This is a genomic window from Acidiphilium acidophilum (assembly GCF_033842475.1).
GTDB lineage: Bacteria > Pseudomonadota > Alphaproteobacteria > Acetobacterales > Acetobacteraceae > Acidiphilium > Acidiphilium acidophilum.
In genome coordinates this window covers 2,929,653-2,954,893 of sequence record NZ_JAWXYB010000018.1, presented here as the reverse complement: position 1 = coordinate 2,954,893, position 25,241 = coordinate 2,929,653, and the positions used below count along the sequence as shown (strand labels likewise).

21 protein-coding genes are annotated in these 25,241 nt (G+C 65.4%); 8 read left to right on the top strand and 13 right to left on the bottom strand.

The features are described 5' to 3' along the window. Nucleotides 1-207 precede the first annotated feature (207 nt). On the top strand, nucleotides 208-1,719 hold the full coding sequence (locus SIL87_RS16690) for an AMP nucleosidase (RefSeq protein ID WP_456304835.1): 1,512 nt from the start codon (nucleotides 208-210) through the stop codon (nucleotides 1,717-1,719). After that, nucleotides 1,719-2,678 carry a nucleoside hydrolase gene (locus SIL87_RS16685; RefSeq protein ID WP_319615265.1) on the top strand — a complete coding sequence of 320 codons (960 nt, stop codon included), beginning with the start codon at nucleotides 1,719-1,721 and terminating at the stop codon, nucleotides 2,676-2,678. The genes SIL87_RS16690 and SIL87_RS16685 overlap by 1 nt, the downstream gene beginning before the upstream one ends. 134 nt (nucleotides 2,679-2,812) lie before the next feature. Here the strand turns inward: SIL87_RS16685 and SIL87_RS16680 are convergent, their stop codons facing one another. Both SIL87_RS16680 and SIL87_RS16675 read right to left on the bottom strand, forming a co-directional pair. Then, a complete protein-coding gene (locus SIL87_RS16680) occupies nucleotides 2,813-6,103 on the bottom strand; it encodes a transglutaminase family protein (protein WP_319615264.1) in 3,291 nt (1,096 codons plus the stop codon). Nucleotides 6,104-6,148: 45 nt separating this feature from the next. Next, nucleotides 6,149-7,036 (bottom strand): transglutaminase family protein, encoded by an 888-nt coding sequence (locus SIL87_RS16675; protein WP_319615263.1) that lies wholly within the window; start codon nucleotides 7,034-7,036, stop codon nucleotides 6,149-6,151. Between the two features lie 292 nt (nucleotides 7,037-7,328). Here SIL87_RS16675 and SIL87_RS16670 point away from each other — a divergent pair, with 292 nt between their 5' ends. Next, a complete protein-coding gene (locus tag SIL87_RS16670) occupies nucleotides 7,329-8,234 on the top strand; it encodes a transglutaminase family protein (protein WP_319615262.1) in 906 nt (301 codons plus the stop codon). Nucleotides 8,235-8,248: 14 nt separating this feature from the next. Continuing rightward, nucleotides 8,249-9,055, top strand: coding sequence for a transglutaminase-like domain-containing protein (locus SIL87_RS16665; protein WP_319615261.1), 807 nt, complete (start codon nucleotides 8,249-8,251; stop codon nucleotides 9,053-9,055). 7 nt (nucleotides 9,056-9,062) lie between these two features. Here the strand turns inward: SIL87_RS16665 and proC are convergent, their stop codons facing one another. The 4 genes from proC to SIL87_RS16645 all read right to left on the bottom strand — a co-directional run bounded on the left by proC (nucleotide 9,063) and on the right by SIL87_RS16645 (nucleotide 13,020). After that, nucleotides 9,063-9,878: a pyrroline-5-carboxylate reductase gene (gene proC / locus SIL87_RS16660; protein ID WP_319615260.1), complete on the bottom strand. Its 816-nt coding sequence runs from the start codon at nucleotides 9,876-9,878 to the stop codon at nucleotides 9,063-9,065. After that, on the bottom strand, nucleotides 9,875-10,378 hold the full coding sequence (locus SIL87_RS16655; protein ID WP_319615259.1) for a type III secretion system chaperone family protein: 504 nt from the start codon (nucleotides 10,376-10,378) through the stop codon (nucleotides 9,875-9,877). The genes proC and SIL87_RS16655 overlap by 4 nt, the downstream gene beginning before the upstream one ends. A gap of 181 nt (nucleotides 10,379-10,559) precedes the next feature. Beyond that, entirely contained in the window at nucleotides 10,560-10,862 is a 303-nt protein-coding gene (gene rpmB / locus SIL87_RS16650) for a 50S ribosomal protein L28 (protein ID WP_319616004.1), read from the bottom strand. 286 nt (nucleotides 10,863-11,148) lie between these two features. Further along, nucleotides 11,149-13,020: an IS1634 family transposase gene (locus SIL87_RS16645; RefSeq protein ID WP_319612784.1), complete on the bottom strand. Its 1,872-nt coding sequence runs from the start codon at nucleotides 13,018-13,020 to the stop codon at nucleotides 11,149-11,151. 188 nt (nucleotides 13,021-13,208) lie between these two features. On the opposite strand from SIL87_RS16645, the gene SIL87_RS16640 reads away from it, so the two are divergent. Then, a complete protein-coding gene (locus tag SIL87_RS16640) occupies nucleotides 13,209-15,338 on the top strand; it encodes an amylo-alpha-1,6-glucosidase (protein WP_319615258.1) in 2,130 nt (709 codons plus the stop codon). On the opposite strand, the gene SIL87_RS16635 is transcribed toward SIL87_RS16640, so the two are convergent. Together SIL87_RS16635 and SIL87_RS16630 are read right to left on the bottom strand one after the other, a co-directional pair. Next, nucleotides 15,302-16,531: an MFS transporter gene (locus tag SIL87_RS16635; RefSeq protein ID WP_319615257.1), complete on the bottom strand. Its 1,230-nt coding sequence runs from the start codon at nucleotides 16,529-16,531 to the stop codon at nucleotides 15,302-15,304. The genes SIL87_RS16640 and SIL87_RS16635 overlap by 37 nt on opposite strands. Continuing rightward, on the bottom strand, nucleotides 16,528-17,022 hold the full coding sequence (locus SIL87_RS16630; protein ID WP_319615256.1) for a PRC-barrel domain-containing protein: 495 nt from the start codon (nucleotides 17,020-17,022) through the stop codon (nucleotides 16,528-16,530). Before SIL87_RS16630 ends, SIL87_RS16635 begins: the two co-directional genes overlap by 4 nt. A 107-nt stretch (nucleotides 17,023-17,129) precedes the next feature. On the opposite strand from SIL87_RS16630, the gene SIL87_RS16625 reads away from it, so the two are divergent. Beyond that, the gene (locus tag SIL87_RS16625) at nucleotides 17,130-17,879 is read left to right on the top strand and encodes an FkbM family methyltransferase (protein ID WP_319615255.1); all 750 of its coding nucleotides are present in this window, start codon (nucleotides 17,130-17,132) and stop codon (nucleotides 17,877-17,879) included. 20 nt (nucleotides 17,880-17,899) lie between these two features. Here the strand turns inward: SIL87_RS16625 and rlmN are convergent, their stop codons facing one another. From rlmN to SIL87_RS16605, 4 genes are all read right to left on the bottom strand, one after another. Next, complete coding sequence (rlmN, locus tag SIL87_RS16620) at nucleotides 17,900-19,057, bottom strand: 23S rRNA (adenine(2503)-C(2))-methyltransferase RlmN (protein WP_319615254.1); 1,158 nt, start codon at nucleotides 19,055-19,057, stop codon at nucleotides 17,900-17,902. Between the two features lie 3 nt (nucleotides 19,058-19,060). Then, nucleotides 19,061-19,585, bottom strand: a complete 525-nt coding sequence (locus SIL87_RS16615) for an invasion associated locus B family protein (protein ID WP_319615253.1) — start codon at nucleotides 19,583-19,585, stop codon at nucleotides 19,061-19,063. A 37-nt stretch (nucleotides 19,586-19,622) separates the two neighbouring features. After that, a complete protein-coding gene (locus tag SIL87_RS16610) occupies nucleotides 19,623-19,865 on the bottom strand; it encodes a hypothetical protein (protein WP_319615252.1) in 243 nt (80 codons plus the stop codon). A 174-nt stretch (nucleotides 19,866-20,039) separates the two neighbouring features. Further along, on the bottom strand, nucleotides 20,040-20,672 hold the full coding sequence (locus tag SIL87_RS16605) for a hypothetical protein (RefSeq protein WP_319615251.1): 633 nt from the start codon (nucleotides 20,670-20,672) through the stop codon (nucleotides 20,040-20,042). Between the two features lie 191 nt (nucleotides 20,673-20,863). On the opposite strand from SIL87_RS16605, the gene SIL87_RS16600 reads away from it, so the two are divergent. Continuing rightward, a complete protein-coding gene (locus SIL87_RS16600; protein ID WP_319612791.1) occupies nucleotides 20,864-22,735 on the top strand; it encodes an IS1634 family transposase in 1,872 nt (623 codons plus the stop codon). Nucleotides 22,736-23,008: 273 nt separating this feature from the next. On the opposite strand, the gene SIL87_RS16595 is transcribed toward SIL87_RS16600, so the two are convergent. Beyond that, nucleotides 23,009-23,449 carry a MerR family transcriptional regulator gene (locus tag SIL87_RS16595; protein WP_319615249.1) on the bottom strand — a complete coding sequence of 147 codons (441 nt, stop codon included), beginning with the start codon at nucleotides 23,447-23,449 and terminating at the stop codon, nucleotides 23,009-23,011. A 142-nt stretch (nucleotides 23,450-23,591) separates the two neighbouring features. Between SIL87_RS16595 and merA the strand changes: the two genes are divergently transcribed. After that, nucleotides 23,592-25,235: a mercury(II) reductase gene (merA, locus tag SIL87_RS16590; protein ID WP_319615248.1), complete on the top strand. Its 1,644-nt coding sequence runs from the start codon at nucleotides 23,592-23,594 to the stop codon at nucleotides 25,233-25,235. Nucleotides 25,236-25,241: the final 6 nt, after the last annotated feature.

The window sequence follows — 25,241 nt, the reverse complement described above, 5'->3', positions numbered from 1 at the left end:
CGGATCGGGGAATGATGAAAAAATGTCGAGGGGTCGCGCGCGCTGCGGCGCTCTGCCCTTCGATTCCGGTTATTGTGATGATCCGTGTGACACGATCACATTGGCGTAATCCGCCCGCCCTCGCAAGCGGGTGCCGGACGCGAGGGGTGTGCTCAACATTCCGGGCGGGATCGCTTATAGGTTGGCCATGAACATCGCGACGCGACGGTGCCTGACGATCGAACGACACGCCGGCTGCAACCGGGCCGGGTGGGGTTCATGATGCCGGGTGGTGCCGAGCCGGCGTTCGAGCGCCTCACCGCTTATGATGACGCGGAGGCGGCGGTCGCGGCGATCCGCCGGATCTATGATCGCAGCGTCGCGCTGATCCGGCAGGGCTTCGCCGCCGCCATGGCCGATCCGGCGGGCACCGCACCGGTTGCCGCGCCCTACCCGTATGTCGCCTTCCGGGTCACGCCCGCGCAACTGAATGTCGATGCGCGGCTCTCGCACGGGGTGTTTCTCGAACCCGGCATTTATGGCAGCACCCTGACCCGCCCGGATATTTTCGCCGATTACTATACCGAGCAGATCGGCCACCTGATGCATCACCACGGCTGTGCGGTTCATGTCGGCCCGAGCGACACGCCGATCCCGATCGCTTTCGCGGCACCGGATGTTTCGGGCGCGGCTTCGGGCTTCGATTACGATACGCTGCTCGACCGGGCGACCCGGCCGGATTTGTGGGCGATCAATGATTCCATCGCCAACAGCGCGACGCGCCCGCTCCCCGATGCGCCCAATCCGCTCTCGCTGTTCACCGCCGAGCGGGTCGATTATTCGATCGCCCGGCTGCACCATTACACCGGCACCGCGCCGGGGCATTTTCAGTCCTTCGTGCTGTTCACCAATTACCAGCGCTATGCCGACGCCTTCATCGACTATGCCCGGTCGATGCTCGCCTCCGGCGAGGTGACCGGGTTCGTCGGTCCCGGCGACCGGGTGACGGCACCGGGCGAGACGATCGACGCCGATGCGTTCAGCCGCGATCTGCCGCAGATGCCGGCGTACCATTTGAAGCGGGCGGGCGGGGATGGGATCACGCTGGTCAATATCGGGGTCGGGCCGAGCAATGCGAAGACCATCACCGATCATATCGCGGTGCTGCGCCCGCATTGCTGGCTGATGGTCGGGCATTGCGCCGGGCTGCGCCGGGGGCAGGTGCTCGGCGATTATGTGCTGGCGCACGGCTATGTGCGCGCCGATCATGTGCTCGACGACGATCTGCCGCTCTGGGTGCCGGTGCCCGCGATTGCGGAGGTTCAGGTCGCACTCGCCGAAGCGACCTCGCTGGTCACAGGGCTGCGCGACCATGAGCTGAAAACCCGGCTGCGGACCGGCACGGTCGCGACCACCGACAACCGGAACTGGGAAATCCAGCTCGGTACCTATTTCGCCGCGTTCAACCGCAGCCGGGCGATCGCGGTGGACATGGAATCGGCGACCGTGGCGGCGAACGGGTTTCGTTTCCGGGTGCCCTACGGCACCCTGCTCTGCGTGTCCGACCGGCCGGTTCACGGGCAGCTCAAGCTGCGCGGCATGGCCAATGAGTTCTACCGGACCAGTATCGACCAGCACATCATGATCGGGATCGAGGCGATGAACATTCTGCGCCGGCAGGGGGTCGAGCGGCTCCATTCGCGCAAGCTGCGCGGGTTCGTGGAACCCGGGTTCCGGTGATGCGCCATATCATCATCGATACCGATACCGCCTCGGACGATGCGATCGCCCTGATCATGGCGCTCCGCGCGCCGGGGGTGATCGTCGATGCCATCACCATCGTCAGCGGCAATGTCGCGGTGGCGCAGGGGTCGGTCAATGCGCGGATCGTGCTCGATCTGTGCGGCGCGGCGATTCCGGTTTTCGAGGGGGCGGACCGGCCTTTGGTCAAGCCGCGGGCGGATGCGAGCTATTTCCACGGGATCGACGGGCTGGGCGATGCGGGATTCCCCGCCCCGGTCCACGGTGTCACGCCGGGGCATGGCGCGGTGGAACTGGTGCGCCGGTTCGGCGAGGCGCCGGGGGCGATCGACCTCGTCACCCTCGGGCCGCTGACCAATGTGGCGCTGGCATTGCGGCTGGAGCCGCGCCTCGCGCAATGGGTGCGCCATTGCACGATAATGGGCGGCAATCCCGGCGGTATCGGCAATGTCACCCCGGCGGCGGAATATAATATCTGGTGCGATCCCGAGGCGGCGGCGATCGTGCTGGAGTCCGGTATGGCGATCACGCTGGTGGGGTGGGATCTGTCGCGCGATGCCGCCTGCCTCGATCAGGCCGACATGGCGCGGTTGCGCGGCTCGTCCCATGAAGCCGCCCGGTTCGCGATGGCATGTTCGGAAACCGCGCTGCGCGCCGCGACCGGAACCCAGGCGGAGCCGGGATTGCCGCTGCCCGATCCGGTGGCGATGGCGGTGGCGCTCGATGACCGGATCGTCACCGATCGGGTCGATGCGCGCGTCGCGGTGCCGACCGAAGGATATGCGCGGGGTGCTACCCTCGTTGATCTGCTCGGCGTCGCGGGCGGGGATAATTCCGATCCGGCATGGCGGCATGCTGGGCCCGGCATCGATGTGATCCGCCGGATCGATATCGGGGGGTTCAAGTCGATGCTGTTTGCGGCGGTTGAACGGGATTAGGGTAGCAGACTTCTTTTTTTGAAAAAAAAGAAGCAAAAAAACTTTGTTCCTCTGGGCCCGTGCCGGTGAAGCCGCCCTTGCCCTGACTCATGGAAGTTTTTTGCTTCTTTTTTACAAAAAAGAAGTCTTCTTTCCTAAGCGAAGCGGCGGAGATCGAGGGTGATCGGGTGTTCCGCCGAGACCGCGCCGGTGACCGGTTCGATCTCGCCCGGCGTGTGGCCGAAGGCAAGGAAGCGGGAGCGGCGGCGGGCTTCGGCCTCGTTGGCGTTGACCGGGAATTTCTCGTAGCCGCGTCCGCCGGGATGGACGGTGTGATGGGTCATGCCGCCGAGGGCGCGACCGGTCCATTGGTCGATCACATCGAAGATCAGAGGGGTTTGCGGCTTGATCATCGGGTGGAGCGATGAGGGCGGCGACCATGCCTTGAAGCGGATGCCGGCGACGCGCTCGCCCGCGATGCCGGTTTCGGTGAGGGGAACGGCGATGCCGTTGCAGGCGAGGGTGAAGCGCTCGTCGTTCCAGTCGGTGAGTTTGACCTGCACCCGCTCCACCGCGCTGTCGACATAGCGGGCGGTGCCGGAGCCGCTCTGTTCCTCGCCGAGGACGTGCCAGGGTTCCAGCGCGTGGCGCAGTTCGAGCCCGATGCCGGCGATGGTGACCGCGCCGAGTTTCGGGAACCGGAATTCCTGATGTGGCGCGAACCAGGCGGGGTCGAGCGCGAAGCCGCGCATCGCCAGTTCCTCCAGCGCGTCGCGCAGATCGGCGGCGACGTAGTGCGGCAGCATGAAGCGGTCGTTGAGCCGGGTGCCCCAGCGGATCAGCCGGCGCTCGTACGGGGTCTGCCAGAATGCGGCGACGCAGGCGCGCATCAGCAGGGCCTGGGCGACCGACATCCGCGCATCGGGCGGCATTTCGAAGGCGCGGAATTCGACGAGGCCGCGCCGACCCGAGGCGGCACCGGGGGCGTAGAGCTTGTCGATGCAGAATTCGGTGCGGTGCAGATTGCCGGTCATGTCGCACAGAATGTTGCGCAGCAGCCGGTCGATCACCCAGGGCGCGGTTTCCTCGCCCGGTTTGATCTGGCGGAACGCGGTTTCGAGTTCCAGCACGGTGTCGTCACGCGCTTCGTCGATCCGCGGGTGCTGGCTGGAGGGGCCGATGAACAGGCCGGAAAACAGATAGGACAGGCTGGGGTGGTTATGCCAGAAGCCGAGCAGGGATTTCAGCAGGTCCGGCCGGCGGAGAAACGGGCTGTCGGCGGCCTCGGCGGCCCCCATGACCACGTGGTTGCCGCCGCCGGTGCCGACATGGCGGCCATCGAGCATGAATTTCTCGGCGGCGAGGCCGGTTTCGCGGGCGAATTCATAGAGTTCGAGGGTGCGGTGGACCAGAGTGGGCCAGGTCGCGGCGGGGGGCAGGTTGACTTCGATCACGCCGGGGTCGGGGGTGACCGAAAAGCTGAGCAGGCGGGGATCGTCCGGCGGCTGGTAGCCTTCGAGGAAAATCCGGCGGCCGGAGGCGGCGGCGGTTTTCTCGATCGCGGCAATCAGGACCAGAAAATCCTCGACGGCGGCAAGCGGGGGCAGAAACACGTGCAGGTACCCGCCGCGTGCCTCGACCGCGAGGGCGGTGCGGACGATGCCGGGGGCTTCGCCGCGCAGCTTCTGCGGCAGGGCGGCGACCGGCGCGGTGGGGAGACCGGCGTGGAGCGCCGCCGCCGAGGGCAGCCGGGGGTGCGGGGCGAAAGGATCGTCGGGGATGTCGGTTTCGGTCTCGGCGGGGTCTTCCCAGGGCAATTGGTCGAGCGGGAGGCGCAGGCCGATCGGGGAATCGCCGGGGATCAGCACGAGGTCGCCGCCGCGCAGGGTCCACCGGGCGGATTGCCAGAGCCGGGCGGCACCATCGGCGACCCGCCGCAGCGGCAGGACGGCACCGCTCGGGGCGGTGAGGTCGCCGGTGAACAGGCGGGCGAGGCGGGCGCGCTCAATCGGGTCGGCGATCCGGCTCGCTTCGGCGCGGACATTGGCGGGGAGTTTCGACTCGCGCCAGAGGTAGTAATGCACGTCCTCGTAGGCTTGCATCACGAAGGCGGGGTCGATCCCCAGCGCTTCGGCAAGGGCGGTGGCGAAGGCGGTTGCGGTTGCGGCGGTGGCGTCGCCGGGGTGATCCGCGATATCGTCGTCGCTCGCGAGCAGGGCCGGGTTCTGCCAGACCGGTTCGCCATCCTCGCGCCAGAAGGCGTGGAGCGCCCAGCGCGGCAGCGGCTCGCCCGGGTAGAGCTTGCCCTGCGCGTATTGCAGCACGGCACCTTGCGCCCAGACCGGGGCGATCCGGCGGAGCAGGCGCCCGGCCATGGTGCGCTTGGTCGGGCCGAGCGCATCGATGTTCCATTCCGGGGCGTCGATATCGGTGGCGGAGACGAAGGTGGGTTCGCCGCCCATGGTGAGGCGGACATCGTTCACCGCAAGGGCGGCATCGACCCGCTGGCCCATCGCGAGGATCGCCTGCCAATCGGCCTCGTCATAGGGGCGGGTGACGCGCGGGGTCTGTTCGATCCGGCGGATCGTCATGGCGAAATCGAATTCGACGCCGGCGGGTTCGACCCCGCCCGAGATCGGCGCGGCGGAGATCGGGTCCGGGCTGGCGGCCAGCGGGATATGGCCCTCGCCGGTCAGCAATCCGGACGTGGCATCGAGCCCGATCCAGCCCGCGCCGGGGAGATAGACCTCGGCCCAGGCGTGAAGATCGGTGAAATCCTCGGTCGGGCCGGCGGGGCCCTCGACCGGTTTCACATCGGCGACCAGCTGGATCAGGTAGCCCGAGCAGAAGCGGGCGGCGAAGCCGAGATGGCGCAGCAGGTGCACCAGCAGCCAGGCGGAATCGCGGCAGGACCCGCGCGCTTCGGCGAGGGTGTGCTCGGGCGACCAGACGCCGGGTTCCATCCGCACCACATAGGCGACGCGGGATTGCACCAGCGCGTTGAGCGCGACCAGCTTGTTCACCGTGCTCGCCTCGATCGCGGCGCCCTGTTCGATCAGGGCGGCGAGCAGGGGGCCGGGGGTTTCGGTGCGGCGGAACGGGGCGAGTTCCTGTTCCAGCACCGGGTCGTAGGCGAAGGGCCAGGTCTCGGCTTCGGGTTCGAGAAAGAAATCGAACGGGTTGATCGTTGCCATATCGGCGATCAGGTCGACCGTGACGCTGAATTCGGTGACCGCTTCGGGGAACACCACCCGGGCGAGGAAATTGCCCTGCGGGTCCTGCAGCCAGTTGAGGAAATGGGGTTTCGGCGCGACTGCCAGCGTGTAGGCGAGGATGGGCGTGCGGGCGTAGGGCGCCGGGCGGAGGCGGATGGTCTGCGGTCCCAGCCGCACCGGACGGTCGTATTTGTAGCTGGTGCGATGCGTCAGGGCGACTTGGATCGACATGCATTGCCTTTGTGACGGGGGGTGGAGCGGGTCATTTTGGGTGGTTCACGCCGGGTGGTCCGCCACCGGGGCGAGCACGACGCTGACTTTCAGGGTATGACGCCGGCCACCGAGAATGATGCCGCAGGTCGGGCTGACATCGGTGAAGTCGCGCCCCCAGGCGAGGGTGACGTGCTCCCCCGCGACGATGAGATCGTTGGTCGGGTCGAAATCGACCCAGCCGTGCTGCGGGCCGAACCAGACCGAGACCCAGGCATGGGTCTGCTCCGCACCGGAATAGCCGGAGTCAGGATTGCCGGAGTCGGGACTCACGGTCTGGCTGCGCAGATAGCCCGAGACGTAGCGCGCTGGCAGGCCGATCGCGCGCAGGCAGGCCAGCATCGCCTGGGCGTAATCCTGACAGACCCCTTCGCGCTTCGCGAGCGCCGCCGGGCCGGTCGTGGTGACCGAGGTGACGCCGGAGCGGTAGCGGAAGATCTCGTAGAGATGATGGCTGAGCCCGGCGGTCGCGGCCATCATGTCCGCCTGCGGGGTGAAATGCCGGCGCGCGAGGGCCAGCACCCCGTCATCCGCGCCGGTCAGCCGTGTGGGCACCGCGAACTCGGCAATGTCCGGGGGCAGGGCCGTGTCGTTTGCAATCGACTCCCAGGCGAGTCCGGCATGCTCCAGCGGCGGGCGCGGGTCGAGCAGGATGTCGGCGCGGACGGTGGCGTGAAACATGTCGTGCGGCGCGTCGATATCGACCGAGGTGATGCGGTTGCCGAAATAGTCGAACTCGTCATACCGGTCCGACGGGGCGGGTTCGATCGCGAGGGTGGCGACGTCGAGGATCTGGCCGGGGCGGGCGCGGGGCAGCAGATGCAGGAAATGCCGCGCCCGGATCGCTTTGGTCTGGTAGGTATAGAGTGTGCTGTGGGTCAGGCGGTATCGCATCGGCTCGGCATCCACGCGGTTCGACTGTTTCGATATCACCGCTCCGGGCGCGCCGATAGCCGTGTCGTCGGGTCAAAAGACGCTGCGCGGCCCGGTCTGGTGCAAATATGGGCATAATCTGCCCGCACGATGCGCAGCCCTGCCTCACCGAACGATTACGTTTCGGCAGACTCGACAATTCACATGGAACTCGGCGGTTGATCATCACATATTCGGGTTGATCGTTTCGTACAGGACAGCAATGAACCCGCCGGCGCCTGCGATGCCTCGACCCGTCCGGTGGCGCTGACCCATGACGGTGCTCGAGGTTCGCCATATCACGACCTATCGTTACCGCCGTCCGGTGGCGCTCGGCGAGCATCGGATGATGTTCCGCCCGCGCGAGGGACACGACCAGCGGGTGCTGGCCGCCAATGTGGTGATCACGCCCGAACCGGCGCGCCAGCGCTGGATGCTCGATGTGTTCGGCAATCATGTCGCCTACGCGAGTTTCGGGGCGCGCGCCGGGGAATTGACCTTCGACAGTCTGGTCCGGGTCCAGCACAGCCCGAGCCATGTCTATGACGGGCCGCTCCCCGATCTCGCGATCGAGGATTACGCCGCCACCTATCCGTTCACCTATGGCGGCGACGAGATGCCGGACCTGATGCGGCTGATCGAGCGGCAGGACCCCGACCCGCATCACGAGGTCGATCACTGGGTGCGGCGGTTTCTGTCGTCGAGCGGGGCGACCGGAACACGATCGCTGTTGATCGCGATCAATCAGGCGATCTGGCAGGGGTTCACCTATGTCGCTCGCGAGGAAAAGGGGCTGCAATCGCCGACCACCACGCTGCGGCTGGGCAGCGGGAGCTGCCGCGATTTCGCGGTGCTGATGATGGATGCGGTGCGCGCCCTCGGCCTCGCCGCCCGCTTCGTCTCGGGTTACCTGCACGTCCCGCCGCGCGGGGGGCGCTATGCCGGCGGCGGTTCGACCCATGCGTGGTTGCAGGTCTATCTGCCCGGTGCCGGATGGGTCGAGTTCGATCCGACCAACGGCATCGTCGGCAATCACGATCTCATCCGCGTCGCCGTGGTCCGGGCGCCGGCTCAGGCGATCCCGCTTTCCGGTACATGGACCGGTGCGCCCTCGGATCATTTGTCGATGAACGTGACCGTCTCGGTCACCGCCGCCGATCAACCCGCTTTCACCTCGTAATGGAATCCCGCCCGATGAAAATCCGCACCGGCTTCGATATCTCGTTCGATTGCCCCACCCCGATCCCGATGCTGCTGATGCTCAACATCCATCCCTCGCGGGAGCCGGACCTGCTGACCGAGCATAAGATCGTGTTCGACCCGCCGGTGCCGGCGACCGATTACAATGACGGGTTCGGCAATCGCTGCACCCGGATCGTCGCGCAGCCGGGCCGGCAGTCGATGCGGGCGGAGTTTCTGGTACGCGATTATGGCGATCCCGACCCGGTCCCGCATGGCGCGCCGCAGGTGGCGATCGAGAACCTGCCCTCGGATATTCTGGTGTTCCTGCTCGGCAGCCGGTATTGCGAGACCGACCGGCTTTCGGATACCGCGATTTCGCTGTTCGGCCATATCGAGCCGGGCTGGGCGCGGGTCGCGGCGATCTGTGCCTATGTCAATAACCGGATCACCTTCGATTACCAGAGCGCCCGGCCGACCAAGACGGCGTGGGACGCCTATATGGAGCAGCGCGGCGTGTGCCGCGATTTCGCCCATCTCGCGATCACTTTCTGCCGGTGCATGAACATCCCGGCGCGCTATTGCACCGGCTATCTCGGCGATATCGGCGTGCCGGTCTCGCCCGACCCGATGGATTTCAGCGGCTGGTTCGATGTGTTTCTCGGCGGGCGGTGGTACACCTGCGATGCGCGGCACAACCAGCCGCGCATCGGGCGTATCCTGATGGCAAGGGGCCGGGATGCCACGGATGTCGCGATCACCACGACCTTCGGCACCTGCATCCTGACCGGGTTCACCGTGATCACCGATGAGGTGACCTGAGCGGGGATCAGCCGGTCTCGCCCAGTTCGCGGGACCGGGCGGTGGCGGCTTCGATCGCGCGGGACATCGCGGCGGGCCAGGCGTCATGGTCCATCAGAACGGCGAGGGCGCGCTCGGTGGTGCCCTTGGGGCTGGTGACCGCGCGGCGCAATGTGGCCGGAGGATCGTCGCCCGCTGCGAGCAGGGAGGCCGAGCCGATCACGGTCTGGCGCGCGAGGCGGCGGGCGAGATCGGGCGGGATGCCCTGTTCGATCGCGGCGGTTTCGAGCAGTTCGGTCAGCAGGAACACATAGGCGGGACCGCCGCCGGAGACCGCGGTGACGGCATCGAGCAGGGATTCCGCGGTGACGAATTCGACCGCACCGACCGCGCCGAGCAGGGTTTGTGCGAGCGCGTGCTGGTCGGGCGTGACCGTTCTGGCGGCGCAGGCGACGGTGATGCCCTGACGGATCGCGGCGGGGGTGTTGGGCATGGCGCGCACGATCGCGGCGGCGGGACCGAGATGCCCCGCGAGAAACGCGATGGTCTTTCCGGCCATGATCGAGACGAACAGGGCGGTCCCGGCGAAGCGCGCGAGGCCAGGGATGACATCCGGCGCAACCTGGGGCTTGACCGCGAGGATGACGGCGCGGGGCGCAAAGCCGGGGTCGAGCGCGGCGATCGAGGGGATGACGGTGATGTTATCGGCCGCAAGCGCAGCGGCATCCGGCCCGGGGTCGATCACGACGACCTGCGAGATGCCGCGTTCGCGCCAGCCCGCGAGCATCGCCGCCCCCATTTTGCCGCCGCCGATCAGCAGCAGCGGCGGCAGCGTCGCGGTCATGCCTCGCCCACGCACTCCAGCATGGCGGCGGCGAGGGCTTCGTCCGGCGATTTGCCGCCCCAGAGGACGAACTGGAAGGCCGGGAAAAAGCGTTCGCACTCGGTCACCGCGATATCGACCATGTCCTCGACGCTTTCGGCGGAGGCGGCGGTGGCTCCGCGCAGCAGGACCGAATGGCGGAACACCGGCATGCCGTCATCCTGATCCATGCCGAAATGGCCGATCCAGAGCTTCTCGTTGGCGCGGGCCAGCAACTCGTAAAGCGCCTTGCGGCGGCGTTCCGGGGCTTTGAGGTCGAAGGCGCAGGAGAAATGCATGACCGAGATTTCATGCGACCAGGAGAAATAGAGCCCGTAATCGCACCAGCGGCCAGGGGCCTCGGCGGCGATTTCACTGTCGCTCCGGCGGTCGAACGCCCAGTCGTTGGCGGCGATGACCTGTTCGACGATATCGAGGGGGTTGCCGACCGGATCGGCGGTCTGGGTGGCCAGGGAGGTCATGATCGGGGTCTCCTCCTGAATGCATAAGCCGAGCAGACGGCGGGATCGCCGGCGCCGAATCGGAGTCTACCGGAGTTTTGCACCGCACCGCAATCACATGATGTCAGTGGAGCGTTACAAAACGACAAACCCGCCACATGGGGCGGGTCGTTTCGGCCGGAACGGCGGCGCGGAGGCGGGATCAGGCCGATTTGGCCTCGCGCTTCGCGGCGGCCTTGATCACCCGGCGCTTGAGCGTGAGCGCTTCCACGGTCAGTTTGCGGTTCGGGGTGGTGAGCAGGAAGGCATCGAGCCCGCCTTTGTGTTCGATGGTCGAAAGACCGCGCGGGGTGACCCGCAGCTTGACCGAGTGGCCGAGCGCTTCGGACTGAACCGAACTGTCCTGCAGGTTGGGCAGGAAACGGCGGCGCGACTTGTTGTTCGCGTGGCTGACGTTATTGCCGGTGAGCACGGATTTGCCAGTGATTTCGCAGCGACGGGTCATGACGAAAGCCTCGATCCAGAGAGCCCGGCTCACGCCAGGTTGATGACAGATAACAAAAATGCAACCGCGCCACGATCGCCGTGGAGCGGCTCTGGGGGGTATATCGCCAAAACCGCTCGCGCGGTCAAGCTCTGCGTTCGGAAAGCGGGATCGGGGCGCGGGTGGTCGAACCCGGGGATGCGCCGTGCTAGCCCATATTTAGCAGTGCCTCGAATAAACCACATAATATCAGCATCTTACACTCTTAAAAAAATCCGAGTGGCACTACAAACATATCCAAAGGGGATCAGACGGTGAGTTTCTGGATCCCTCTTGGCGAGGCATTGAGTGCCAACGCATCATAAATCCGGCGCAAGGCTGGTTCGGCGACTGTGGCCTTGCGGACATGCAGGGTGCGACCGTCGCGCTGCTGGAAGGTTGCGGTGATCCGTTGCTGCACCGAGATGATTTCGCGCAATCGGGTCCATGACAGGGGCTCCCCTGCCGCTTTCAGTTTATGCCGGATTGCCTGGACCAGTTGATAGGCCAGCACGGTGATGAACAGATGCCCTTCGGTGCGGTCCGCTTTGTGATGGAACACCGGTCGGAGGCCGAGTTCCGATTTGAGACCGCGGAACACCGCCTCCAGATCGGTCAACATGGTGTAGGTGTGCCACAAGGTGGCGGCGTCCCAGGTGGTTTCATTGCTGCGCAGACAATAGACCCCGGGATGTGTCAGCATTGAACCCTCGAGTGGAACCTTGACCCAGGTGATCGACGCGGCCTTGGTTCCGGTCTCATCGGGAGTCACGATGATCTCGTAGTGTTGCCCGATGCCGCTGCTCTTCTCTATCAATCGGCCGATGCGTCGCTGGATATCAGCCAGGTTTTTCTGTCCGTGGGGTTTTGCCAGTCCGTCGACGAGCGTGGTGAGACCGGCCTCGAACCGGGTGATGAACCGATCAGTGATTGCGGTCTCCTTGGTCTTGCGCCCCTCGGAATGGCAATAGAGCCGAACCTCCGTGCCATCCTCGCTCAGCACACGTTGCAATTGGACCGTCTCGTTCGACGCGGTCAGCGTGCTGATCGCCTGATCCGGATCGAACTGGCGGGTGCGTTCGCGGCTGACCACCAGGTAACGGTATCCGTGTTTTATGAGCCAAGCGACGTTGGCTGCGGTCGCGATGCCGGCATCCATGATGACCAGCGCCCCCTTGGGAGCGGTGAGGCCGTCGAGCATCTCCTCAAGGGTCGTGGCTTCACCGACATTGCCGGCGAACATCTTTGAGCGGCGCACGAAGCCGCTGCCATCGAGGACCAGGCCGAGGGTAACCAGAGGGCAGTCGGTTCGCTTCTCCTTTGATCGACCGCGAGCAGCCTTGGCGTTACCGCTGGCGGTACCTTCGAAATACGTGTTGGTCAGATCGTAGAGGGTGACGGTAACCGGCAGTCCAAACAAATCCTGGATCCGGCTGAACAGTGCGGTCTCGATCTTGTCACGGTGTCGCACAAGAAGGTCGGAGGTCCGATACAGACGGATCAACGGCATGGCTTCGAAGTCCACGTCCAGCAGTTCGCCGAGGGCACTGCGCTCGCGCAGCCAGCGCCAGGTTGCGAGTTCGCTGCCCGGCGCTGCCATGCGACCTATGAGGCTGCCGACCACCGCGGCTCGCTGGACACCATTGAAATCGAGATCGCGGAGAATCTGATCGATTCCCAACCAGTTCATCGCTGCAAGGCCGACCGCTTCGACCCCGACCGACCGGGGCCGGATGAGTTGCAGCGAGGCGATGTCGACCTCGGCGTAAACTGCAGATGGCGCGGCAGGTGATGGGAATAAGGATGCCTGAACGGCGGTCGACGGGGTCGGTGGAGCTTGGTGTCCAGCATCCGATCGGGCTGCCCCTGGCTGGGCCGCAATAAGACGGGCGGCATATCGTTGAGCCAAGGTCTCGATGATCTCGGGTTCTGCGAGCATACCGACCTGTCCGGCAAGCAAGGCGTCTATCCTGGCGCACAGGGCCTGCCAGTCGCTCTGTGGCAGGTCGAACTGGCGGCCAAGGTTGAGCAGGGTGATCTGGCGGACCTGCTTACCGATGCGCTCGGAGGCGACGAGGCGATAGGTGAAGTATGTTTCGTTATCGGACTTATTCCGGGTTTTTGTTTTGCGGATAAACATTGCCGAGACATGAGGCTGGTGCCGTGGGGGGTCAAGGGATCATCAATAATATTATGGCACTACAAATAAAAGCAAAACATAAAGTATACAATATCAATATGTTATGCGCTTTGGTTGCAAATTATGATCGTTTTAGTGCTAAAGATGGGCTAGGCTGCGCCGGTCCCTCACAGCCACAGGAGTTTGCCATGCACGATCGTTCGCTGCCGGACCTGATGGACGACAAGACTTTCCCCGTGGCCGCCGGTGCGAGCAACGCGGAGGACCGGCCCCATACCCTGAAGTCGGACGATTGCTTTGCGATCTTCGCGGTCAACGGCGACATGAGCGGCAGGAGCGAGGGGGTCTTTTACCACGACACAAGGCATCTGTCGCGGATGACGGTGATGCTCGATGGTGCGCGGCCACGGCTGCTGACCGGCGCGATCAGCACCGATAATGCGACGCTGGTGTGCGATCTGGCCGGCCCTGCCCCCGAAGGACGCACCGACATGGGCGACGAGGGCAATGAAATCTCGCTCCGGCGGGAAATTTTTCTGTGGCGCGACACCCGCCACGACCTGTTGACCATCGGCAACTGGGCGCGCACCACGCAGACCATCACGCTCGATATCGCTTTCGCCGCCGATTTTGCCGATCTGTTCGAGATTCGCGGCACGCCGCGCCAGCGTCATGGCACGATGGAAGCCGCGGGGGTCGCGCCGCACGGAGCCACCCTGGCCTGCACCGGCCTCGATGGGGTGCGGCGCTGGACCCGGCTCGATTTCGAGCCGAAACCCGACCGGATCGAGCCGGGAGCGGCGCATTATCGCCGTCGTCTGGAACCGGGCGAGACGATCCGCATCGCGATCGCGGTGCAATCCGGGGCCGAGGACGACCGGCCCGCGATCACCCGGTTCGGCACCGCCCGCGAGGCCGCGCGGCGGGCGCGGCGCGACCTGCGGCGGCAATCGGCGCGGATTGTTTCGGATAATGCGGTTGCGAACGCGGCGCTGCTGCGCGCGCGGGACGATCTGATCATGCTGACCACGCAGACCCCGCACGGGCCCTACCCCTATGCCGGGGTGCCGTGGTTTTCGACCGCGTTCGGCCGCGATGCGATCATCACCGCGATGCAGACGCTGTGGCTGGCACCCGCTCTGGCGCGCGGGGTGCTGGCCTATCTCGCGGCCAATCAGGCGCAGGGGTTCGACCCGGCGGCGGATGCCGAGCCCGGCAAGATCCTGCATGAAGCGCGCGATGGCGAAATGGCGCGGCTCGGCGAGGTGCCGTTCCGCCGGTATTACGGCTCGGTCGATGCGACGCCGCTCTTCGTGATGCTGGCCGGGGCCTATCATGCCCGCACCCATGACACTGCGTTCATCCGCGAGATCTGGCCCAATATCGAGGCGGCGCTCGGCTGGATCGACGGGCCGGGGGATGAGGATGGCGACGGGTTCGTCGAATATGGCCGCAAGACCGGCCACGGCCTCGCCAATCAGGGCTGGAAGGACAGCCGGGATTCGATTTTCCACGCCGACGGCGCGCTGGCGACGGGGCCGATCGCGCTGTGCGAGGTGCAGGGCTATGTCTATGCCGCGAAAAGTGCTGGCGCCGCGCTCGCCCGGGCTCTGGGCGCGCCGGATCAGGCCGCGCGGCTCGCGGGCGATGCGGCCGGGCTGCGCGAGCGGTTCGACCAACGGTTCTGGGACGAGGAACTGGGGTTCTATGTTCTGGCGCTCGACGGGGCGAAGCGGCCCTGCCGGGTTCTGGCCTCCAATGCCGGGCATGCTTTGTTCAGCGGGATCGCGCTGCCGGAGCGGGCGGGGCGGGTTGCGGCGCGGCTGATGGGTGAGGATTTCTTTTCCGGCTGGGGCGTTCGCACCCTCGCGCGGGGGCAGCCCCGGTTCAACCCGATGTCCTATCATAACGGCTCGGTCTGGCCGCACGACAATGCGCTGATCGGCCTCGGCCTCGCGCGGTACGGGCGGCACGCCGAGGCTGCGCGATTATTCGACGCGATGCTGGCGACCGCGGCGTGGGCGGATCGCTACCGGCTGCCGGAGCTGTTCTGTGGCTTTCCCCGGCAGCGCGGGGTTTCGCCCACCGCCTATCCGGTCGCGTGCGCGCCGCAGGCCTGGGCGGCGGCGACCCTGCCGGCTTTGCTCGATGCCTGCCTCGACCTGAGGCTCGACCCGGCTTGCGCCACGGCGGTTTCCGGCGCGCCGTGCCTGCCCGCGACGATGGGGCGGCTGAGGGTCGATCGGCTTGCGGTCGGGGGCCAGCGGCTCGCGGTTTCGTTTCAGCGCGGGTCGGAGGGGACGGTGACGGTGACCTGATCGCGCGCGGTTTCCGGCATCAGGAACCAGACCAGGATGGTGCCGATCAACCCGGCGCCGGCGAGGGCGAAAAACGCGGCGTGGTCGCCGATCCGGGTTGAGATCGCGCCGGCGGCGGCGGTGCTCACCGTCGCGCCGAGGCCGACGGCGAGGCCGATGGCGCCCATGATCAGGTTGAAATGCCCCCGCTCGCGCGCGATGTCGGCGGCGATCAGCGGCAGCAGCACACCGATGACCGCGGCGCTGATCCCGTTGATCGACTGGATCAGCACCACCGGGATCGGCGCCGAGATCAGGCCGAACAGCAGCCCGCGCACCGGTTCGGCACCGAAGCCGAGCAGGAGCACGGCGCGGCGGCCATAGCGCTGGGCGGCGCGGCCGACCCAGGGCGACATCAGCGCGACCACCGCCTGGGGCGCCACGATGCAGGCGGCGATGACGAGGTTGGCGATACCGCCCGCTTTGGCCGCGAGTTCGCTGCCGACGAAGGGCAGCATCGCGGCGTCGGCCATCTGGAACATCACGATGCAGGCCATGAAGGCGAGGAGCCGGCGGTCGAGGAACAAGGCGCGCAGTTCCGCCGCAGTGCTGCGATGGGGCCGCGCGGCATCGGCTTGGGCGCGGACCACGCGGCGGGATTCGATCCGCGAGAGGGCGAACAGCGAGGGGACGCCGAGCAGGGCGGTGAGCCAGAACACCGAGCCCGGGGCGAAATAATAGCCGAACCCGCCCATCACCGCCGCGGCGACGCCGTTGCCGAGCGAGCTGTAGCGGGCGTTGCGGCCCAGTCGTTCGCCCAGAGCCGCGCTGCCGACCAGGCTGATGGTGATGGCGGCGATGGCGGGATTGAGCATGCAGCTTGCGAATCCGTGCATCACCTCGGCAAGGCCGATGCCGAAATGGGTCGGCATCAGGACGAAGAGCAGGGCGCTGGCGGTGATGGCGGCGATGGCGAGGGCGGCGGCGAGGCGCTTGCTCGGCATCCAGTCGACCAGGGCACCGGCGGGGAGCTGGCTGGCCATGGCGACCAGGGTGCCGAGCGAGAGGACACTGCCGATCGCGATGTCGGTCCAGCGCTGGGTGGTCAGGTAGATCGCGATGAACGGGCCGAACCCGGTCTGGACGTCGGCGACGCAGAAATTCAGCCAGTCCAGCCCCTGCAGGCTGCGCTTCGAGCCGGGGGACGACCTCAAGGCGCGGCTTTGGTATCGGGTTTGGCCGGTTTTGCGACCGCGACGGGGACGGATTTGTCGTCGGGTTTGTATTCAGGCAGGGCTTTGAGCTTGTCGGCATCCAGCGTGACGGTGATGACGATCTGGCCCTTGGCCACCGCGAAATGCAGGGCGTCCCACGCGATCGCGATTTTCCGGTCGCCGAGGCCGAGGAAGCCGGCGAATTCGACCACGGCGGCCTTGGGCATGCCGGTCTGGTCGATCAGCACATCGACGACATGGCCGATGATTTTTCCGCCTGCGTTGGTGACCGGCTGGCCGAGCAGGCCTTCGGCGTGGACTTTCTCGATGTGTTCGAGCTTGGGCGGCACCGGCTTCGGGGGCCGCACCACGGGTGGTGGAGGCGGCAACAGGGCCGAGGGGCTGGCATCGTAGGGCACCGATTGCGCGCGGGCGGCGGGCATGGCGATGAGACATGCGAGCGCCACGCCGGTGCGCACTTTGTTATTCATGGCGGGCTTCGTCGATCATCCGTTCGACATGGCTTGGCCACCCCTGGTTTCCAACCCGGCAGTGTGTTGTTGATCGGGCGTTAAGCAATTTCGGTCATGCTGACGGGATGATCGAGGTCGAAGCCCAGTCACCCCCTGCAGCACCACGCCTTCGGCGGCTCCGATCCACGTTCGGGGCGATTGCCGGGGGGTTGGGGGTGGCCTCCGTCCCGCCGGTCCTGCCCGACCGTTCCGATATGACGAGGGCGCTTGCGGCGGTTTTCAAGGTGTTGGCGATCGATCTCGTGATCGATATCGGGGCGGGGTCTGGCGCGTTCGGCACCATGGCGCGGGCAGGCGGGTATGGCGGTCACATCGCCTCGTTCGAGCCGGTTCCAAGCCTGTTCGCCGGCGTCGAGGCTTTGGCTGCGGCTGATCGACGCTGGGAGGTGAGCCCGGTCGCGATCGGTGCCGGGGCCGGGACGCTGCCTCTCAACATCATGGATCTGGGCGCGGCTGCGGCGCGGCGGGCGACCATCACCCGCCGGGATGTGGCGATGCGCAGCCTCGATCAGGTGCTGCCGCCGCTGCTCGCCCGGCATGATGCGCGGCGGGTTTTTCTCAACATCGATGCGCCGCTGCGCGAACGGGAGATTCTCGCCGGGGCGGAGCAATCGCTCGGGTGGATCGGCGCGGTTCAGACCCGGTTGGGCACCACCCTGAAATCGGACGGGATGCCGCATTACCTTGCGATTCTGTCCCTGTTCGAGGCCAAGCATTTCTCGCCGCACCGATTTTTTCCGCTGGGGGAGGATCTGGCCGGACCGGTCGATTTTACCTGCTGCCTCGTGAGCAACGCGAAAAACGGGACCGGTTGATGAGCGGGGTCGGACTGGTGTCAGCTCGGCGCGAGGGTGGATTTCAGCTGACCGCAGGCGGCCAGGATGTCCCGCCCGCGCGGGGTGCGCACCGGGGCCGCGTAGCCCGCATTCATCACGATGGCGGCGAACCGGTGGATGGCGTTGCCGCTCGATGTTTCATAGGTCGAGCCGGGCCAGGGGTTGAAGGGGATCAGGTTGACCTTGGCCGGGATGCCTTCGATCAGCCGCACCAGCTCATGGGCATCGGCTTCGGAATCGTTGATGCCTTTGAGCATGACGTATTCGAAGGTGATCCGCCTTGCGTTGGAGGCGGCGGGATAACGGCGGCAGGCGGCGATCAGTTCCGCGATATTGTATTTGCGGTTGAGCGGGACGATGACGTCCCTGACCTGGTCGCGGACGGCGTGGAGCGAGACTGCGAGGTTGACGCCGAGTTCGGCGCCGCAGCGGTCCATCATCGGGACGACGCCGGAGGTCGAGAGGGTGATGCGGCGGCGCGAGAGGCCGATGCCTTCCCCATCCATGATGATCTTCATCGCGGCGGCGACGTTTTCATAATTGTAGAGCGGCTCGCCCATGCCCATCAGCACGATGGTCGAAAGGAGGCGCGGGGTGTCGCCTTTCGGGCTCGGCCATTCGCCGTAGGCATCGCGCATCGCCATGAACTGGCCGACGATTTCGGCGGCGGACAGATTGCGGGTGAGGCGCTGGGTGCCGGTGTGACAGAAGCGGCAGGAGAGGGTGCAGCCGACCTGCGAGGAGATGCAGACTGCTCCGCGATCTTCGGTGACATCGGGGATATAGACGGTTTCGACCGCTTCGTTGTCGCGAAACCGGAACAGCATTTTCCGGGTCTGGTCGGCGCTGAGCTGATCGGCGGCGATGCCGGGGCGGCCGATCACGAAATGTGCGGCGAGTTTTTCGCGCATCGGTTTCGCGATATTCGCCATGGCGGCGAAATCGGTGACGCCCTGATGATAGATCCAGTGCCAGATCTGCTTGGCGCGGAACGGGGCTTCGCCGATCGAGGCCACAGCTTCGGCGAGTTCGGCGCGGGACATTCCGACCAGGTCGCGGCGCCCGTCATCCAGCAGCGCGGGCGGGGGCGCGAAGATCGCGGCTTTGGCCAGGATGCGGGTGCGCTCGGCCTCGTCGAGATCGAGCGTGGCGGACATGATCTAGCTCTTTTTCGGGGTGGGAGCGCTGGCCGGGCAGGCTTTCTGGATTGCCTTGTAGGCATCCGAGAAGCCATCGAGCCCGAATTTGTCGCTCACCGGCTTGGCATTCGGGGCGCTGGCAGTGGCGGTGACGGAGGAGCCGCCGAGAAAGGCTTTGGTGGTTTCGGCCCCTTTCATCGCGTAGGCCATGTTGTCCTTGGTGAAGAATTTCAGCTTGGTGCCGCCGACGGCGAGGTCGACCTTGGCGTCCTTGGTGTAGGTGATGCCCTGGCTCAGGGAGATTTCATCGCGGAACGCGGCGCGTTCGGTGACGGTGAGCATTGCGGGGGTGGCTTTGCTGCCTTTGGGCAGGGTGCTCAGGGCGAAGGCGTAGCACGCCTTGTCGGCTCCGGTGCCGTAGGTTGCGGCGGTCCATGATTTGAAGACGCCGAGGGGTTTCGGCGCATCGGCGGCGGGGGTGGTGGCTGCGAAACCGAGGCCAGGGGCCGCCACGGCGAGCAGGAGCAGGAGGGGTGCGTGTTTCATGGTGGCTGAAATACGCGCCCCACGCTGCGCCGACAAGTTATCTTCCGACGCGGATGCCGATATTCACCTGACGAATGGCGGCATCGACGGCCCGGAGTGCCGCGACCCGGTGGCCGCCCTTGTTGTGAGCGGAGGCGATAAGCTGGGTCCGCGCCGCGTAGAGGGCGTTGCGTGCCGCGAACATGTGGCCCTGATAGGCCATGGCGACGCCGCCCATCGCGGCTCCGGCCAGCAGGGTCGCGCCGAACATGGCGGCGAGGCGGGATTTGGTGAAGGTCATGGCGAGTCTCCATTTATGCTGAAGTCACGGAGGGTTTACTGCCGTTCGATCATGGCGGGGATTGGGCACAGGGGTAACGAAATGCAATCGTTGCCAGACCGGGGGGGAGCGACGGAAAATTCTGTAATTTTATTATTATATCGTAACAAAAAGGACGTGTTGGGGCGTTGGTGTTCAGGGTCGTTTTCGCGGGGCTTTGCGTTGGGGTGGCCAGAAGCGGTTGCCGGGGCCGAAATGGACGCCGTGGTAGTGTTTGTCGGGGATGCGGATGTCGGCGGGGTCGAGGGGGATCGGCCAGGGCGCGGGTTTGGGGCGCGGGCGCTGCGGCAGGCGGAGGAGTCCGGGGGGCTTGATGCCGAAGGCGCGGCAGATCGGGCGGATGGTGCGGCCGAGTTTGGGGTGGCGCGCGACGAGGGATTGGAAAGGTTGGCCGGCCAGCAGGGTGGTGAGTTCGGTGCTGGTGATGCCGATGTCTTCGGCGATGTCCGACAGCCAGTAGGCGGCGAGGGCGGGTATCCAGCCGAGGATGTGCATGATCTCGCGGGGTTTGTGCGGCTTGGTCGATGCGGGGCGGGTGCGGGGTGCGGGCGGGCCGAAGACCGTGGGTTTGGCCAGCGTGATCGCGGCGCGGGTGAGGCGGTGGAGGAAATATTCGAGGTGCCGGCAGAGACTGTCGAGGACGCTGACCGCGAGAAAGGGGCTGGGACGCTTGCGCGCGATGACGGTCAGAAGATCCCGCAGGATCTGGATGAACTGGCCGATCGGATCGGCGGCGGCGTGAGGGTGAGGGGGCGTGATGCTGGACACGCATGCCATTCATCACATGGGGTGGGGGGTGAGAAAGCTTAGCCCATCTTTAGCACTAAAACGATCATAATTTGCAACCAAAGCGCATAACATATTGATATTGTATACTTTATGTTTTGCTTTTATTTGTAGTGCCATAATATTATTGATGATCCCTTGACCCCCCACGGCACCAGCCTCATGTCTCGGCAATGTTTATCCGCAAAACAAAAACCCGGAATAAGTCCGATAACGAAACATACTTCACCTATCGCCTCGTCGCCTCCGAGCGCATCGGTAAGCAGGTCCGCCAGATCACCCTGCTCAACCTTGGCCGCCAGTTCGACCTGCCACAGAGCGACTGGCAGGCCCTGTGCGCCAGGATAGACGCCTTGCTTGCCGGACAGGTCGGTATGCTCGCAGAACCCGAGATCATCGAGACCTTGGCTCAACGATATGCCGCCCGTCTTATTGCGGCCCAGCCAGGGGCAGCCCGATCGGATGCTGGACACCAAGCTCCACCGACCCCGTCGACCGCCGTTCAGGCATCCTTATTCCCATCACCTGCCGCGCCATCTGCAGTTTACGCCGAGGTCGACATCGCCTCGCTGCAACTCATCCGGCCCCGGTCGGTCGGGGTCGAAGCGGTCGGCCTTGCAGCGATGAACTGGTTGGGAATCGATCAGATTCTCCGCGATCTCGATTTCAATGGTGTCCAGCGAGCCGCGGTGGTCGGCAGCCTCATAGGTCGCATGGCAGCGCCGGGCAGCGAACTCGCAACCTGGCGCTGGCTGCGCGAGCGCAGTGCCCTCGGCGAACTGCTGGACGTGGACTTCGAAGCCATGCCGTTGATCCGTCTGTATCGGACCTCCGACCTTCTTGTGCGACACCGTGACAAGATCGAGACCGCACTGTTCAGCCGGATCCAGGATTTGTTTGGACTGCCGGTTACCGTCACCCTCTACGATCTGACCAACACGTATTTCGAAGGTACCGCCAGCGGTAACGCCAAGGCTGCTCGCGGTCGATCAAAGGAGAAGCGAACCGACTGCCCTCTGGTTACCCTCGGCCTGGTCCTCGATGGCAGCGGCTTCGTGCGCCGCTCAAAGATGTTCGCCGGCAATGTCGGTGAAGCCACGACCCTTGAGGAGATGCTCGACGGCCTCACCGCTCCCAAGGGGGCGCTGGTCATCATGGATGCCGGCATCGCGACCGCAGCCAACGTCGCTTGGCTCATAAAACACGGATACCGTTACCTGGTGGTCAGCCGCGAACGCACCCGCCAGTTCGATCCGGATCAGGCGATCAGCACGCTGACCGCGTCGAACGAGACGGTCCAATTGCAACGTGTGCTGAGCGAGGATGGCACGGAGGTTCGGCTCTATTGCCATTCCGAGGGGCGCAAGACCAAGGAGACCGCAATCACTGATCGGTTCATCACCCGGTTCGAGGCCGGTCTCACCACGCTCGTCGACGGACTGGCAAAACCCCACGGACAGAAAAACCTGGCTGATATCCAGCGACGCATCGGCCGATTGATAGAGAAGAGCAGCGGCATCGGGCAACACTACGAGATCATCGTGACTCCCGATGAGACCGGAACCAAGGCCGCGTCGATCACCTGGGTCAAGGTTCCACTCGAGGGTTCAATGCTGACACATCCCGGGGTCTATTGTCTGCGCAGCAATGAAACCACCTGGGACGCCGCCACCTTGTGGCACACCTACACCATGTTGACCGATCTGGAGGCGGTGTTCCGCGGTCTCAAATCGGAACTCGGCCTCCGACCGGTGTTCCATCACAAAGCGGACCGCACCGAAGGGCATCTGTTCATCACCGTGCTGGCCTATCAACTGGTCCAGGCAATCCGGCATAAACTGAAAGCGGCAGGGGAGCCCCTGTCATGGACCCGATTGCGCGAAATCATCTCGGTGCAGCAACGGATCACCGCAACCTTCCAGCAGCGCGACGGTCGCACCCTGCATGTCCGCAAGGCCACAGTCGCCGAACCAGCCTTGCGCCGGATTTATGATGCGTTGGCACTCAATGCCTCGCCAGGAGGGATCCAGAAACTCACCGTCTGATCCCCTTTGGATATGTTTGTAGTGCCACTCGGATTTTTTTAAGAGTGTAAGATGCTGATATTATGCGGTTTATTCGAGGCACTGCTAAATATGGGTTAGTGAAGGGAAGAAGGCTACTTTTTTGAAAAAAAGTAGCAAAAAACTTTCGCTCCTCGGGGGCACGGGCCTTTTCACGGGCACGGGCCCAGATTCCAGAGAGTTTTTTGGTTCTTTTTTGCAAAAAAGAACAACTTCCTTCCCTTTCCTACCGCGCCCTCCTTCCAACCATTGCATTCAGGCGCCGCGGTGTCGGCGGTCGTCCGAGAGGGCGGCGATCAGGGGGCAGGTGGGGTTGGTGCCCTGGGCGCATTGGGCGACCAAGGCGTCGAGGACGGTTTGCATTGTGGTCAGGTCGGCGATTCGGGTGGCGATTTCGTCGAGGTGGTGGCGGGCGAGGGATTGGACCTGGTCGCAACTGTCCCCGGTGCCTTCGGCGAGGGCGAGGAGGCCGCGCACTTCATCGAGGGAGAAGCCGAGTTCGCGGGCGCGGCGGATGAAGGTGATGCGGGCGATGTCGCTCTCGTCAAAGACCCGGCGACCGGCTTCGGTGCGGCGTGCCTGGGGCAGGATGCCGGTTTTTTCGTAGAACCGGATGGTATCGATGCTGCATCCGCTGCGCCGGGAAACGAGGCCGATCGGGACGGTTGATCCGGACGGTCGGGGGTTTGGGGACATCGGTGAAATACCTCTTGCTCCTGAAGTGACTCCAGCATCCATACTCCGATCCGATGGAAGGGCCAGTCCGATCGCGGCGCCTGAACGGGCGATGTTTCGCAATGGTCGGATGGGCGGCTCGGGATTTCAGAGGGGTGGGCGGATGACGGATTTATTGCTGCGGGTGACCGGAATGACGTGCGTGCATTGTGCGCGACGCGTCGAGGAGGCGCTGAACCGGTTGCCGGGGGTGGCGGCGTCGGTTTCGTTTCAGGACCGGACCGTGGAGGTTCGTGGCGATGGGCCTGGCGGGTTGGATGCGCTGCGGGCGGCGGTGGCGCAAGGTGGCTATGGGCTGGAGCGTATCGACGCCGAATTGTCCGATGAGCGCGGCCCGGGGCTGCATGTGGCGATCATCGGCAGCGGTGGGGCTGCTTTTGCCGCCGCGATCCGTGCGGTGGAGGCGGGGGCGCGGGTGACGATGATCGAGCACGCGGCGCGCATCGGCGGCACCTGTGTCAATGTGGGGTGCGTGCCCTCGAAGATTTTGTTGCGGGCGGCGGAGATCAGGCACGATCAGGGGCATCATCGGTTCGAGGGGATCGGGCGGCTGGATCTGCCGGTCGATCGGGGGGCGTTGCTTGCCCAGATGCGCGACCGCGTCGATGCGCTGCGCGGGGCGAAATATGAACGGATCATCGAGGGGATGCTGGGGATTGCGCTGCTGCGCGGCACGGCATGGTTCGAGGATGCGCGGACGCTTGTGGTGGAGGATGCGACCGGGGGGAGGACGCGGCTGACGGCGGACCGGGTTTTGATCGCGACCGGGGCCTCGCCGGTGATTCCGCCGATTCCCGGCCTGGAGGGTACGCCCTACTGGACTTCGAGCGAGGCGTTGTTCGCCGCGATGGCGCCGGCCAGCCTGATCGTGATCGGGTCGTCTTTCGTGGCGCTGGAACTGGCCCAGGCTTATCATCGGCTCGGGACGGAGGTGACGGTTCTGGCGCGTGCGTCCCTGCTGACGCGGGATGATCCGGAGCTCGGGGCCGGGTTGCTGGCGGCGTTCGAGGCGGAGGGGATCACGGTGTTGACCGGGACCACGGCGCAGGCAGTGCGGCATGAGGCCGACCGGTTCGAGGTGACGCTGCAATGCGGGAGTCGCGACGGAATGACGATGTGCGCCGCGCAACTCCTCATTGCGGCGGGGCGGCGGGCCAATACCGGGGCGCTCGGCCTCGATGCCGCGGGGGTGATGGTGGACCGGGACGGGGCTGTGGTGGTCGATGATCATATGCGGAGTTCGGTCGCGCGGATTTATGCCGCCGGTGACTGCAGCACGATGCCGCAACTGGTTTATGTCGCGGCTGCGGCCGGGACCCGTGCCGCGATCAATATGACTGGCGGGGATGCTGCGCTCGATCTCGGCATTGTGCCTGCGGTGGTGTTCACCGATCCGGCGGTGGCGACGGTGGGCCTCGATGAGGCGCAGGCGCGGGCGGCGGGGATCGAGCCGGTCAGCCGTCGTCTCGATCTGGAAAACGTGCCGCGGGCCTTGGCCAATTTCGATACGACCGGCTTTGTGAAGCTGGTGGCGGAGGCGGGGTCGCAGCGGCTGATCGGGGCGCAGATACTCGCGCATAATGCGGGGGAGATGATCCAGACCGCGGCGATCGCGATCAGATATCGCATGACCGTGGAGGAACTCGGCAACATGCTGTTCCCTTATCTGGTGATGACCGAGGGGCTCAAGCTTGCCGCCCAGACCTTCACCCGTGACGTTTCGCAACTCTCCTGCTGCGCGGGTTGATCAGTG

Excerpts from the sequence above, each read along its gene's own strand:
- SIL87_RS16595 (WP_319615249.1), bottom strand. The coding sequence starts at position 23,449 with ATGTCCCCAAACCCCCGACCGTCCGGATCAACCGTCCCGATCGGCCTC.
- SIL87_RS16675 (WP_319615263.1), bottom strand. The coding sequence starts at position 7,036 with ATGCGATACCGCCTGACCCACAGCACACTCTATACCTACCAGACCAAA.
- SIL87_RS16685 (WP_319615265.1), top strand. The coding sequence starts at position 1,719 with ATGCGCCATATCATCATCGATACCGATACCGCCTCGGACGATGCGATC.
- SIL87_RS16645 (WP_319612784.1), bottom strand. The coding sequence starts at position 13,020 with ATGTTTATCCGCAAAACAAAAACCCGGAATAAGTCCGATAACGAAACA.
- SIL87_RS16610 (WP_319615252.1), bottom strand. The coding sequence starts at position 19,865 with ATGACCTTCACCAAATCCCGCCTCGCCGCCATGTTCGGCGCGACCCTG.
- proC (WP_319615260.1), bottom strand. The coding sequence starts at position 9,878 with ATGACCGCGACGCTGCCGCCGCTGCTGCTGATCGGCGGCGGCAAAATG.
- SIL87_RS16640 (WP_319615258.1), top strand. The coding sequence starts at position 13,209 with ATGCACGATCGTTCGCTGCCGGACCTGATGGACGACAAGACTTTCCCC.
- SIL87_RS16630 (WP_319615256.1), bottom strand. The coding sequence starts at position 17,022 with ATGAATAACAAAGTGCGCACCGGCGTGGCGCTCGCATGTCTCATCGCC.
- SIL87_RS16600 (WP_319612791.1), top strand. The coding sequence starts at position 20,864 with ATGTTTATCCGCAAAACAAAAACCCGGAATAAGTCCGATAACGAAACA.
- SIL87_RS16680 (WP_319615264.1), bottom strand. The coding sequence starts at position 6,103 with ATGTCGATCCAAGTCGCCCTGACGCATCGCACCAGCTACAAATACGAC.
- SIL87_RS16615 (WP_319615253.1), bottom strand. The coding sequence starts at position 19,585 with ATGAAACACGCACCCCTCCTGCTCCTGCTCGCCGTGGCGGCCCCTGGC.
- merA (WP_319615248.1), top strand. The coding sequence starts at position 23,592 with ATGACGGATTTATTGCTGCGGGTGACCGGAATGACGTGCGTGCATTGT.
- rpmB (WP_319616004.1), bottom strand. The coding sequence starts at position 10,862 with ATGACCCGTCGCTGCGAAATCACTGGCAAATCCGTGCTCACCGGCAAT.
- SIL87_RS16655 (WP_319615259.1), bottom strand. The coding sequence starts at position 10,378 with ATGACCTCCCTGGCCACCCAGACCGCCGATCCGGTCGGCAACCCCCTC.
- SIL87_RS16665 (WP_319615261.1), top strand. The coding sequence starts at position 8,249 with ATGAAAATCCGCACCGGCTTCGATATCTCGTTCGATTGCCCCACCCCG.
- SIL87_RS16625 (WP_319615255.1), top strand. The coding sequence starts at position 17,130 with ATGATCGAGGTCGAAGCCCAGTCACCCCCTGCAGCACCACGCCTTCGG.
- SIL87_RS16670 (WP_319615262.1), top strand. The coding sequence starts at position 7,329 with ATGACGGTGCTCGAGGTTCGCCATATCACGACCTATCGTTACCGCCGT.
- rlmN (WP_319615254.1), bottom strand. The coding sequence starts at position 19,057 with ATGTCCGCCACGCTCGATCTCGACGAGGCCGAGCGCACCCGCATCCTG.